The organism is Acidovorax sp. Leaf78 (assembly GCF_001422735.1).
Taxonomy (GTDB): Bacteria; Pseudomonadota; Gammaproteobacteria; order Burkholderiales; family Burkholderiaceae_C; genus Acidovorax.
Genome location: NZ_LMLZ01000020.1, coordinates 207,313 through 219,681 on the forward strand (window position 1 = coordinate 207,313; position 12,369 = coordinate 219,681).

General features: G+C 64.9%; 9 protein-coding genes. 1 reads left to right on the forward strand and 8 read right to left on the reverse strand.

What is annotated here, in order from left to right; translation table 11 throughout:
* Window positions 1-101 precede the first annotated feature (101 nt).
* From ASF16_RS12600 to ASF16_RS12630, 7 genes are all read right to left on the reverse strand, one after another.
* The gene (locus tag ASF16_RS12600) at window positions 102-1,301 is read right to left on the reverse strand and encodes a ribonucleotide-diphosphate reductase subunit beta (RefSeq protein WP_056167414.1); all 1,200 of its coding nucleotides are present in this window, start codon (window positions 1,299-1,301) and stop codon (window positions 102-104) included.
* Between the two features lie 136 nt (window positions 1,302-1,437).
* On the reverse strand, window positions 1,438-4,380 hold the full coding sequence (locus ASF16_RS12605; RefSeq protein WP_056167416.1) for a ribonucleoside-diphosphate reductase subunit alpha: 2,943 nt from the start codon (window positions 4,378-4,380) through the stop codon (window positions 1,438-1,440).
* Between the two features lie 378 nt (window positions 4,381-4,758).
* The gene (gene ampD / locus ASF16_RS12610) at window positions 4,759-5,391 is read right to left on the reverse strand and encodes a 1,6-anhydro-N-acetylmuramyl-L-alanine amidase AmpD (RefSeq protein WP_056167418.1); all 633 of its coding nucleotides are present in this window, start codon (window positions 5,389-5,391) and stop codon (window positions 4,759-4,761) included.
* The gene (locus tag ASF16_RS12615; protein ID WP_056167422.1) at window positions 5,375-6,922 is read right to left on the reverse strand and encodes a sigma-54 dependent transcriptional regulator; all 1,548 of its coding nucleotides are present in this window, start codon (window positions 6,920-6,922) and stop codon (window positions 5,375-5,377) included. The genes ampD and ASF16_RS12615 overlap by 17 nt, the downstream gene beginning before the upstream one ends.
* A gap of 11 nt (window positions 6,923-6,933) precedes the next feature.
* Window positions 6,934-8,616 carry a HAMP domain-containing sensor histidine kinase gene (locus tag ASF16_RS12620; protein WP_235507358.1) on the reverse strand — a complete coding sequence of 561 codons (1,683 nt, stop codon included), beginning with the start codon at window positions 8,614-8,616 and terminating at the stop codon, window positions 6,934-6,936.
* Window positions 8,617-8,640: 24 nt separating this feature from the next.
* Window positions 8,641-8,871: a PP0621 family protein gene (locus ASF16_RS12625; protein WP_056167428.1), complete on the reverse strand. Its 231-nt coding sequence runs from the start codon at window positions 8,869-8,871 to the stop codon at window positions 8,641-8,643.
* Window positions 8,868-9,665, reverse strand: a complete 798-nt coding sequence (locus ASF16_RS12630) for an inner membrane protein YpjD (RefSeq protein ID WP_056167431.1) — start codon at window positions 9,663-9,665, stop codon at window positions 8,868-8,870. Before ASF16_RS12630 ends, ASF16_RS12625 begins: the two co-directional genes overlap by 4 nt.
* 102 nt (window positions 9,666-9,767) lie before the next feature.
* Between ASF16_RS12630 and ffh the strand changes: the two genes are divergently transcribed.
* Window positions 9,768-11,147: a signal recognition particle protein gene (gene ffh / locus ASF16_RS12635; protein WP_056167433.1), complete on the forward strand. Its 1,380-nt coding sequence runs from the start codon at window positions 9,768-9,770 to the stop codon at window positions 11,145-11,147.
* Between the two features lie 164 nt (window positions 11,148-11,311).
* Here the strand turns inward: ffh and ASF16_RS12640 are convergent, their stop codons facing one another.
* A complete protein-coding gene (locus tag ASF16_RS12640) occupies window positions 11,312-12,151 on the reverse strand; it encodes a C13 family peptidase (protein ID WP_235507359.1) in 840 nt (279 codons plus the stop codon).
* Window positions 12,152-12,369 lie beyond the last annotated feature (218 nt).

A 12,369-nucleotide genomic window follows, 5' to 3' on the forward strand; every position in this document is an offset into this window, starting at 1 on the left:
CATCCCCATGAACACGGGAACGCTCCACACGGCAAGGCTCTCGGGCGCTGTCGGTGTGGTGCGTGGTGTAGATATCCATGGTGGTGCAATGCTAAAAAGTGCTAGTCCCAGGACAGCGCACCACCAGACTGGTATTCAATAACCCGGGTCTCGAAGAAGTTGCGTTCCTTCTTGAGGTCGATCATCTCGCTCATCCACGGGAACGGGTTTTCTTCATTGGGGAACAGCGTCTCCAGGCCGATCTGCGTGGCGCGGCGGTTGGCGATGTAGCGCAGGTAGCCCTTGAACATCGACGCATTCATGCCCAGCACGCCACGCGGCATGGTGTCTTCGGCGTAGCGGTATTCCAGCTCGACGGCCTTCATGAACAGCGCGTTGATCTCGGCCTTGAACTCGGCGGTCCACAGGTGCGGGTTCTCCAGCTTGAGCTGGTTGATCAGGTCGATGCCGAAGTTGCAGTGCATCGACTCGTCGCGCAGGATGTACTGGTACTGCTCTGCAGCGCCGGTCATCTTGTTCTGGCGGCCCAGCGCCAGGATCTGCGTGAAGCCGACGTAGAAGAACAGGCCTTCCATCAGGCAGGCGAACACGATCAGCGACTTGAGCAGCGTCTGGTCGGTTTCGAACGTACCGGTGTGGAAGTTGGGGTCCATGATCGCTTCGATGAAGGGGATCAGGAACTGGTCCTTGTCGCGGATCGAAGGTACTTCGAGGTAGGCGTTGAAGATCTCGCCTTCATCGAGGCCGAGCGACTCCACGATGTACTGGTAGGCGTGGGTGTGGATGGCTTCCTCGAACGCCTGGCGCAGCAGGAACTGGCGGCACTCGGGGGCAGTGATGTGGCGGTACGTGCCCAGCACGATGTTGTTGGCAGCCAGCGAGTCGGCAGTCACGAAGAAGCCGAGGTTGCGCTTGATGATGCGGCGCTCGTCTTCGGTCAGGCCGTTGGGGTCCTTCCACAACGCGATGTCGCGCGTCATGTTCACTTCTTGCGGCATCCAGTGGTTGGCGCAGGTGGCGAGGTACTTTTCCCACGCCCACTTGTACTTGAACGGGACCAGCTGGTTGACGTCGGTCTGGCCGTTGATGATGCGCTTGTCGGCGGCATTCACGCGGCGGTGCGTGGCGGCTGCTGCAGGAGTTGCCTGGGGTGCTGCGGATGCGGTCATCGAAGCGTGGACGTCCTGCAGTGAGGGGGTCTGGAAAGACACGGGCGGCTGCTCCGCCGGGTGGCTCTTGTTCAGTCCACCGTCCAGTTGATTTTGCGATGAGGGCTTGACTTCTTCGTCCCAGGACAACATAGATTTTCCAGTGTTCGGATTATGAAAGCAGTGCTGCAAAAAGGAAAGCACTGCAGCGTTGTGCAGCAACGATTTGTTGCTTCACAGCACCGAAGCGAGCGTGCATTGAACGCGATGCACGCCGCTTCGTAGGACCTTACTGACAGGCCTCGCAGCTGACGTCGTCGATCGCGGTGAACTGAACGTCCGTGGCGGGTCGTGACGCGGCCTGCGCAGACGCTGCAGTGACTGCTGTTTCCTGCGCGCCGGGCTTGGATGCAGCGGCTGCAGAACCCTGCTGCGAGGCACCGTCGTTGCCGGAGGACACGGCGTTGAGCTGGCGTGTGTTCACGGTGCTCATCTCGACGTGCGTGGCGCTTTGCGTGCGCAGGTAGTACGTGGTCTTGAGGCCACGGATCCACGCCAGCTTGTAGGTGTCGTCCAGCTTCTTGCCCGATGCGCCGGCCATGTAGATGTTCAGGCTCTGCGCCTGGTCGATCCACTTCTGGCGGCGCGATGCGGCTTCCACCAGCCATTGCGCTTCGACTTCGAAGGCGGTGGAGTACAGCGCCTTGATGTCGGCCGGCACGCGGTCAATGGGGTGCAGCGATCCCTTGAAGTGCTTGAGGTCCATGATCATCACGTCGTCCCACAGGCCCAGGCGCTTGAGGTCGCGCACCAGCCCGCCGTTGATGACGGTGAACTCTCCCGACAGGTTGGACTTCACGGACAGGTTGCCGAACGATGGCTCGATCGATGCGTCCACGCCGATGATGTTGGAGATCGTGGCGGTGGGGGCGATGGCCACGCAGTTCGAATTGCGCATGCCGTCCTGCGCAATCTTCTTGCGCAGGGCGTCCCAGTCGAGCGTGGACGAACGGTCCACTTCCACATAGCCGCCACGGGCCTCGGACAGCATGTCCAGCGTGTCGAAAGGCAGGATGCCGCGGTCCCACAGCGAGCCTTTGTAGCTGGTGTACTGGCCGCGTTCGCGGGCCAGCTCGGTCGACGCCCAGTAGGCGTAGTAGCAGATGGCTTCCATCGACTTGTCGGCAAACTCCACGGCCGCTTGCGAGGCGTAGGGGATGCGCAGTTCGTACAGGCTGTCCTGGAAGGCCATCAGTCCCAGGCCCACGGGGCGGTGGCGCATGTTGGAGTCGCGGGCCTTGGGCACAGCGTAGTAGTTGATGTCGATCACGTTGTCCAGCATGCGCATGGCCACGGTGATCGTCTTCTTGAGCTTCTCGTGATCGACCTGGCCATCCTTCAAGTGCTGCAGCAGGTTGACCGAGCCGAGGTTGCACACGGCGGTTTCGGTGTCGCTGGTGTTCAGCGTGATCTCGGTGCACAGGTTGGACGAGTGCACCACGCCGGCGTGCTGCTGGGGCGAGCGCACGTTGCAGGCATCCTTGAAGGTGATCCAGGGATGCCCGGTCTCGAACAGCATGGTCAGCATCTTGCGCCACATGTCGGTGGCCTGCACCGTCTTGGACGGCTTGATCTCGCCGCGCGCAGCCTTTTGTTCGTAGGCCACGTAGGCCTTCTCGAAGGCGGTGCCGAACAGGTCGTGCAGGTCGGGCACGTCGGAAGGCGAGAACAGCGTCCAGGTGCCCTTTTCCATCACGCGGCGCATGAACAGGTCGGGAATCCAGTTGGCCGTATTCATGTCGTGCGTGCGGCGGCGGTCATCACCGGTGTTCTTGCGCAGCTCCAGGAACTCTTCGATATCCAGGTGCCACGTTTCCAGGTACGTGCACACGGCGCCCTTGCGCTTGCCGCCCTGGTTCACGGCCACGGCCGTGTCGTTGACCACCTTGAGAAAAGGAACCACGCCTTGGGATTCACCGTTCGTGCCCTTGATGTGCGAGCCGAGGGCGCGCACGCGGGTCCAGTCGTTGCCCAGACCGCCGGCAAACTTGGACAGCAGCGCGTTCTCCTTGATGGAGTCGTAGATGCCTTCCAGGTGGTCGGGCACGGTGGTCAGGTAGCACGAGGACAACTGCGAGCGCAGCGTGCCGCTGTTGAACAGCGTGGGCGTGCTGGACATGAAGTCGAAGCTCGAGAGGATCTCGTAGAACTCGATGGCGCGGGCTTCACGGTCGGCTTCGTTGAGCGACAGGCCCATGGCCACGCGCATGAAGAAGCACTGGGGCAGCTCGATGCGGGTCTTGCGCACGTGCAGGAAGTAGCGGTCGTAAAGCGTCTGCAGACCCAGATAGTCGAACTGCAGGTCGCGGTCGGCCTTGAGGGCGGCGCCCAGGCGGGCCAGGTCGAACGTCAGCAGGCGGGGGTCCAGCAGTTCGTTGTCCACGCCCTTCTGGATGAACTGGGGAAAGTATTCCAGGTACGCCTGGCCCATCGCGGACTGGGTCACTTCCTTATCCAGCACCTCGCGCACGATGGTGTGCAGCAGCAGGCGGGCGGTGGCGTAGGTGTAGTCGGGGTCTTTTTCGATCAGCGTGCGCGCGGCCAGGATGGAGGCCTTGTAGACCTCGTCCATCGGGACGCCGTCGTACAGGTTGCGCATGGTTTCCGCGACGATGGGGTCGGCCTTGATGTCGGCACCCAGGTTCACGCAGGCCGACTCGATCAGGCCCTGCAGGCGATTCAGGTCCAGCGCCACGCGCTTGTCGCCGTCGATCACATGCAGCAGCGGTGCAGCGGGCACGGCAGCCTGTTGCTCGGTGTGGCGCGCGCGCTCCTGCGTGCGGCGTTCGCGGTAGAGCACATAGGCGCGGGCGATTTCATGGTGCTCGCCGCGCATCAGGCCCAGCTCCACCTGGTCCTGCACGTCTTCAATGTGGAAGGTGCCGCCGGCAGGGCGCGAACGCACCAGCGCGCGCACGACGTTCTGCGTCAGCGTGTCCACGACTTCGCGCACGCTGGCAGAGGCTGCGCCCTGGGTGCCATGCACTGCCAGAAAGGCCTTCATCATCGCCACCGCGATTTTCTGGGGCTCGAAGGGCACCACCGCGCCGTTGCGGCGAATGATCTGGTAGTGCGGGAGCGATTGGGTGGCGGCCACTGGCGCTGCATGGGATGCAGGGGCATCGGCCGTGGCGGTGTGGGTGGTGACAGGCGTGTTCAAAGCAGCTTGCATGGGTGTCCTCTTCTATGGGCTGTCTGGGGTGTGATGCTCGGCTGGGAATGCAGCCGGGCCGGGAGAGCGGTGCGCAGGGCTTTTGTCTGGGCACACTATATATGGTGTGTCTCATGCGTTCAAGACACTACCGGTAGTGTATCGCGGTAAAACTGCCTCCAGGAGGACACGGCTTGTGCTAGGCATGCGAAGCGGGGGCTGGGCACCTCGTCGCAATCCATTGAAACGCGGGGATGTGGGGCAGACGACCCGCATGCCGACAGGCGTTGCGAGGGATTTTGCCGCCGAGGCCGCATGCTGCCTTGGGGTCGCCGGGCACTGCAACAATGTGCAAACGCACAAAGAAAAATCTTGGATGTGGCGCTGGGGCTGCAGTGATCAGCCCGGTGGTGGGTGGCTGGTCAGCGTGGTAGCAGGAAACCTGCGCAATGGCCAGCTGAGCGCATCCTGAAGGCGGCGCCAGTCGAACCCTGGCCCGGGATCTTGTTTGCGCCCCGGGGCGATGTGCTCGTGGCCGGCGATGTGCTCGATGGCATAGCGCTGCTCGATATCCCGGCACAGCTGGGCGAGCATGTGGTACTGCGCCGCCTCGAACTCCAGGCCTTCCAGGCCCTCCAGTTCGATGCCGATGGAGTCGTCGTTGCACTGGCTGCGGCCGCGGTAGGCAGACTGGCCGGCATGCCAGGCGCGCTGGTCGCAGCTCACGAATTGCCAGAGCGCGCCGGTGCGCTCTATGAAAAAGTGCGACGACACCGCCAGGCCGCGGATGCTTTGAAAGTACGGATGGGCATCCCAGTCGAGTGCATTGGTGAACAGTTCCTGCACCTTGCCGGTGCCGTATTCACCCGGCGGAAGGCTGATGGAGTGCACCACGATCAGGTCGATGGCCTGCTCGCCCTGTACCGGGCGCTCCCCGTAGTTCGGCGAGGGGAGCCGGTGTGCCCGCTGGTACCAGCCGCCGTCCCAAAGTGGGCCCGAGTCGTCCTGCTCGGCTTCAACCGATCTCGTCATTCGCATCCTGGTCGTTGGGCGCGGCAATGTTCAGGCGTGCGATGCGGTAGCGGATCTGGCGCAGGCTGATACCCAGGCGCGCCGCGGTGGCTGTGCGGTTGAAGCCGGCCTCGCGCAGGGCCCGGATGAGGATGTCGCGTTCTTGCTGGTCCAGCCAGGCCTGCAGGTCGCTGGGCAGTGGCACCGAACTGCCTGGGTTGGGGTGGGCCGCCGCAGCGGGGCCTTGCGCGGAAGTGGGCGCGTCGCCTGCAGAGCCTGCCGAGGCGCTGGTGGCGAGCGCTGCCTGCGGCGGCATGGGCCGCGCACCCGATGCGTCGTACGGCAGCGCCGGCCCGTCCACATGGAGCTCCTCTCCATCACTGAGCGCCACCGCGCGGTGCAACAAGTTTTCCAGCTCACGCACGTTGCCAGTCAGGGGATGCGCTGCAATGGCGGCCAGCGCCTGCTCGGTCAGCCGTGGCACGGCCATGCCCGATTCCTGGGCGATGCGTGCCAGCAGGGCCACGCACAGCGCGGGCAGGTCTTCGCGCCGCTCTCGCAGGGGCGGGATCACGATCTCGATCACGTTCAGCCGGTAGTACAGATCCTGCCGGAAGCGGCCCGACTGCACGTCGGCAGCCAGGTCGCGGTGCGTGGCGCTGACGACGCGCACGTCCACGGTTTCTTCCTGCGTGGAGCCCAGCGGCCGCACGCTGCGCTCCTGGATCGCACGCAGCAGCTTGGACTGCATGGCCAGGGGGAGGTCGCCGATCTCGTCGAGAAACAGTGTGCCCCCCCGCGCCGCCTGAAAGTAGCCATCGCGATCCTGCGAGGCGCCGGTGTAGGATCCCTTGCGCGCGCCGAAGAACTCGGCCTCCAGCAAGTTTTCGGGGATGGCGCCGCAATTGACAGCCACGAGCGGGCCATCGGCGCGCTGGCTGCTGGCGTGCAGCGCCTGCGCCACCAGTTCCTTGCCGGTGCCCGATTCGCCATGGATCAGCACAGGCGCCATGCCGCGGGCCACCTTGGCCACTCGCTGTTTGACGTTGCGGATGGCCATGGACTCTCCCACCATCCGCTCCAGGGCCGGGGTCGATCCGGCCAGGTCCACGGCCGCCGAGGCCGCACTTTTGTTCTGGTTGCCGCCACTGCGCGCTGCGCGTGGGGCCGGCACGCCGCCCGTGCCCTGGATGGCCGATGCCACCACCGACCGAAACTGCTTGAGGTCCACCGGCTTGGTCAGGTAGTCGAAAGCCCCGGCGCGCAGGGCCTCGACCGCGTTCTCGGCAGAGCCGTAGGCCGTCATCACCACGCAGCGCTCCTTGCGCTGCTGCTCGCGCAGGTCCTGCAGCAGCTCCATGCCGAACCCGTCGGGCAAGCGCATGTCGGTGATGACCGCATCGAAGCGATGGGCCTTGAGCTGATCGCGCGCCTCCTGCACGCTGGAGGCCGTCTGCACGCGGTAGCCCTCGCGCAGCAGCGTGAGTTCATACAGGGTGCGCAGGTCGGGTTCGTCGTCTACGACGAGGATGGAGGCAGGGGTGGCGTTCATGGCGGTGGAGGTCAGACCACGATGGTGTCGAACAGGGTGGCGGATTCGGCAGGGCGGGTCGTACGGCGAAAACCGACGGTGAAGGCATTGCCCCCGGTCTCACCCCGTGCCGTGGCACGCGCAAGGCGCTGGTAGCTGATGGAGGCGCCGTGTCGCTGGCACAGTTCTCGGCAAATATAAAGGCCCAGCCCGCTGGACCGGCTCTCGGACGAAAAGAAGGGCTCGAACAGATGGCGCTCCACCGACTTGTCCATGGGAGCGCCATCGCTCCACACCTGCAGGCTGACCTGGCCCGACGGCAGGGCGCGCGTGCTCACCAGCAGCGCATCGGGCTCCTGGCTCATGTAGCGCAAGGCGTTGTCCAGCAGGTTCACCAGAACGCGCCGCAGATGTTCGGGGTCGAACTCGACCTGGGTGCCCTCGGCTTCTAGCGTCACCACGGCCAGGCGCTTGGCCGGGTTCTGGGACTGCCAGTCGTTCCATATCTGCGCCACGGTCTCATCGAGCGGCACGGTGGATGCCGGGGCATGGCTGATCTGGTGCTGCACGCGGGCAATGTCCAGCACTTCTTCTGCGATGCGGGCCAGGCGGTCGGCGTTCTGCTGCACCATGTGCGCGAGGCGTTTTTGCGCCGGGTCGTGCAGGTCTTCTTCGAGCAGGGCGTTGGCTTGGACGATGGCGGCCAGCGGGTTGCGGATCTCGTGGGCCACGGCGGCCGACATGCGGCCCATCGCCGCGAGCTTTTCGGTGCGCAGCCGCGCCTCCATCTCCCGCAGGTCGTGCAGGAACATCACGCACAGCCGTTCCGTCTGAGTCTGCTGAGATGCCTCGCGCGTAGAAGTCAGCCAGGTGCGCACGTGCAGGCCGGTGGGGCTTTGCCCGGGGTGCAGCAGGTCGACATCGGCGGTCTGGGGTTGCTCCTGCCGAAACGTGCGCCGCGCCAGGATGATCAGGGGGCTCCATGGGGGCTCCGTGGTCAGCATGAACGGCAGCTCTGGCAGGCTGCCCCCGCCCAGCAGCTGCAGGCCCGCCGGGTTGGCGATGCGCACGGTATCGCTTTCGTCCACCACCAGCACGCCGTCGGTCAGGTTCTGGATCACGAGTGCGCTGACCTGGGTCTGCACGCGGGCCGCGACCTGGCTTTGATGGGCTAGCTCCTGCTCGCGCGCCAGGCGGGTGGCCAGCTGGTGCACCAGGTAGCTCACGATGAAATAGCCGGTGCCCGTCAGCGCGCTTTGCAGGTAGCGCGGGGCGGCGTCGCCGGTCATGCTGATGCCCTGCCACCAGGCCCAGCCCAGCAGCAGCAGGGTGGCCGCCGCCGTGGTCCCCAGGGCCAGCGTCAAGGTGCCGAGCACGGCCGCCATGAGAATGGGCAGGCCGAACAGGGGGGTGAAATTCATGATGCCGGCATGCAGCAACTGCACGAGGGCGATGGCCAGCAGGTCGACCCCGATCGAGGGCAGCCACCGGGCACCTGCCCGCGGCGATGGCGGAGCATGTCCCGCCAGCACACGCAGCATGGCGGTGGCGACCAGGTACGCTACACACACGCCCAGCACTGCTGGCTCCGGTGCCTGATTGACGATCTGCCCAATGCCTTGCAGCATCAACAACGCCAGCGCCACCACCACCCGACCGGTCAGAAAACCGCGCCACAGCCTGACAAATGGTGCGTCCACAGTGGGCGTAAACATCCCGGCGGGTGGTACTTGCATGGCTCAGGCCGGGCCCAGGCGACTGTGCTCCGGGCAGCAATAGGCCTGGTTGCCCAGCATCAGGGCCTCTGCCTTCGGAATATGCACACCACAATGCGCGCACGCGAGGATGTCCTGCGGACCTGCCAAAGGCGGTGGGGGCCTGCGTGATTCCGCGTCGGTGTCCTTGTCACGCCGGCTGCGCCAGATACCGATGGCGACGACCAGGACGATCAGCAGTACCAGGTATTTCATGCGCTGCGCCCCAGCACCACTTCCATGACGAAGCGTGAGCCCACGTAGGCCAGCAGCAGCAGGGTCGAGCCCGCATACAGCACGCGCACCGCGTTGCGCCCCCGCCAGCCAAAGCGCGCGCGGCCTATCAGTAGCGCGGCGAAGGTGAGCCAGGACAGCAGCGAGAAAACGGCCTTGTGGTCCCATCGCCAGGCGCGGCCATACAGCGTTTCGCCAAACAGCCAGCCGGCCAGCAGCGTGGCCGTCAGCAGGATGAAGCCCGCCGTCACGAAGCGGAAGGTCAGGCGCTCCAGCGTCAGCAGCGGGATGCCGCTGTGCGGGTCTTCAGCCTGTCGGATGTGCCGCTCGGCGCGGGTCATGAGCCAGGCATGCACCACCGCAGCACCAAAGAGGCCGTAACAGGCAATGCCCAAGGCCAGGTGCAGCGGCAGCCAGGCAGAAGCCGTGACATGCAGTGGCTGCCCCGGGAACACCAGGGCCAGCACCACGGCCACCGCGCCCAGCGCAGCCAGCACCCAGCGCGACTGCATCTGGGGAAAGAGCTGCCGCTCGACCGCATAGACGGTGAGCACCAGCCAGGCCGTCATCGACAGGGCGGGCGCAAACCCGAAGCGCGGTGCGTCGCCCCACAGGCCCCACACCAGGACGGCGCCATGCAGCACCCAGGCCACCAGCAGCGCATTGCGGGCTGCCGTGGTGCCCAGGCGCTTGGCGGCGACGGCGGGAACGCCATATGCCACCGCGGCGGCCAGGGCCAGCAGCCAGCTGAAGGGGGAGCTACTCGCTAAAATCATGGATCGCAGTTTAGCCTTTTGCCCCCACCGCCCGTACCTGGGCGTGCCTGCCAGCCACAACCGTTGTGTTGATCGCGCGCAGGCAACACCGGAACATTGCCCATGGCCTCCGCCCTTACCGACAAACTCTCGCGCCTCGTCAAGGAGATGCGTGGCCAGGCCCGCATCACTGAATCCAACGTGCAGGACATGCTGCGCGAGGTGCGCATGGCGCTGCTGGAGGCCGACGTGGCCCTGCCGGTGGTGCGCGACTTCATTGCGCGGGTGAAGGAAAAAGCCCTGGGCGAGGAGGTCATCGGATCGCTCAAGCCCGGCCAGACGCTGGTCTCCATCGTCAACCGCGAACTGGCGGCCACCATGGGCCAGGGCGTCTCGGACATCAACCTGGCGGCCCAGCCGCCCGCCATCATCCTGATGGCTGGCCTGCAGGGCGCCGGCAAGACCACGACCACCGCCAAGCTGGCCAAGCACCTGATCGAAAAGCGCAAGAAGAAGGTGCTCACCGTTTCTGGCGACGTGTACCGCCCCGCGGCCATCGAGCAGCTCAAGACCGTCACCAGGCAGGCGGGCGCGGAGTGGTTCCCGAGCACCCCGGACCAAAAACCGCTGGACATTGCGCGCGCCGCGCTCGACTACGCCAAGAAGCACTATTTCGATGTGCTGCTGGTCGATACGGCCGGTCGCCTGGCCATCGACGAAGCCTTGATGAAGGAAATCAAGGACCTGCACGCCGCCCTGAACCCGGTGGAGACGCTCTTCGTCGTCGATGCCATGCAGGGCCAAGACGCGATCAACACGGCCAAGGCCTTCAAGGAGGCTCTGCCTCTCACCGGCATCGTGCTGACCAAGCTCGACGGCGACTCACGCGGCGGCGCGGCGCTGTCGGTGCGGCAGATCACGGGTGCGCCTATCAAGTTTGCAGGTGTGTCGGAAAAGATCGACGGCCTGGAGGTGTTCGACGCCGAGCGCCATGCGGGCCGCATTCTGGGCATGGGCGACATCGTGGCGCTGGTCGAGCAGGTCACTGCCGGTGTGGACATGGAGGCCGCGCAGAAGCTGGCCGCCAAGGTCAAGAGCGGCGACGGTTTCGACCTGAATGATTTTTTGTCCCAGATCCAGCAGATGAAACAGATGGGCGGCCTGTCCAGCCTGATGGACAAGCTGCCGTCCCAGCTCACGGCCAAGGCCGGCGCGGTGGACATGGACAAGGCCGAGAAGGACATCAAGCGCAAGGAAGGCATCATTCAGAGCATGACGCCGCTGGAGCGCCGCAAGCCCGACCTCATCAAGGCGACCCGCAAGAAGCGCATTGCCGGCGGGGCGGGCGTGCATGTGCAAGAGGTCAACCGCCTGCTCAAGGAGTTCGAGCAAATGCAGGGCATGATGAAGAAGATGAAGGGCGGCGGCCTCATGAAGATGATGAAGCGCATGGGCGGCATGAAGGGCCTGGGCGGCGGTGGCATGCCCAAGATGCCTTTTTGAGATCACCTATCTGAGCTGCTCAACCCTCAGCCCGGATCAACGGGGCTGCCTGACGCCCTCATTCAACCCAGCAACGGACGTGCTGCATGCGTGGGCCGCTCAAACCTCTATGCCGCAGCGGTTGGGCGATGAGGGATGAGCCATCTTGAGCGCAGGCCAGGCGCTCAAGGCGCTTGCAGCCAGTCTTTCAACGGCTGGCCTGCCCAGGCCTTGGCTTCTTCGCCGACGAAGGTCTGCGGCTTGGATGCGGGCAGCTTGCGGCGCTTTTCTTGCGCGGCGATGGATTTTCTGGCTTCATCCATCCAGTCGGTCACTGACAAATTTTCGGCATCCACCTGGCCGAACAGCGCTTCGGCGAACGGCGTGTGGGTGCCATCGTATTGGCAGCGGAACGAGGTGAGACGCGTGTCGGAGGCCGTGAGCACCACGCGGTTCGGCGCCCTCAGCGGCTTGATGAATGCGCCGCTGTAGCAGGCGGACAGCACCACCAGGGTCGGTACCTTCAGCGGCGCGAGGGCATCGCTCAGCAACCTGGGTGTGATGGGCGGCTGGTTCTTGCCAGCCACGGTGATGTTGAGCAGGCCAGGGTTGGCGTGCGTGGAGATCAGCAGCAAGACCCGGTCCCGCGGTTGCACCACCTCGGCCATCTTGGACATCACCAGCGCGAAATTTTCGACCGTCGCCTGAGGCCACTCTGCGCTCTCGCCCCGTGCCGGGTTGGCCAGCTTGAGCATCAAGGCGTTGGAGTCGAGCTCACGCACCAGCTTTTCAGCCAGCAATACATCGTTGCGGAAGGCCTTGGACTGCGAGTGCATCGCAAAGCCGGCAAAGATGATGCGGCCCGGTGGCTCAGCAGGCACCACTGGCGCGGGTGCGGCAGGGGGCGCGGTGGGCGCCTCGGCCATCGGCGCTGGCGGCGCGATGCACCCTGCGGCTGCGATGGCCAGTGCCAGTAAGCTGACTCTCAAAAAGCGCCGCAGGGTATCGGGGGCAGGGGAAGACATGGGCATGGTGATCAAGAAGCTGAGACGGATGGAAAGGTGACCGCTGTCCGGTGGCGGCATGCGTCCGGCCGTGTCCAAAGCGTGCCGTATCGTAAAGGAGTGCCGTACCCCTGCCGCATTTGCTGGGACAGTGTTTCAAGTGCTTGCATCGTCAGCATCCGACCGCGTGGACCCTGAATACTGCCAAAGCGCGCGCACCGTAAAAAAGCCGGTGCATG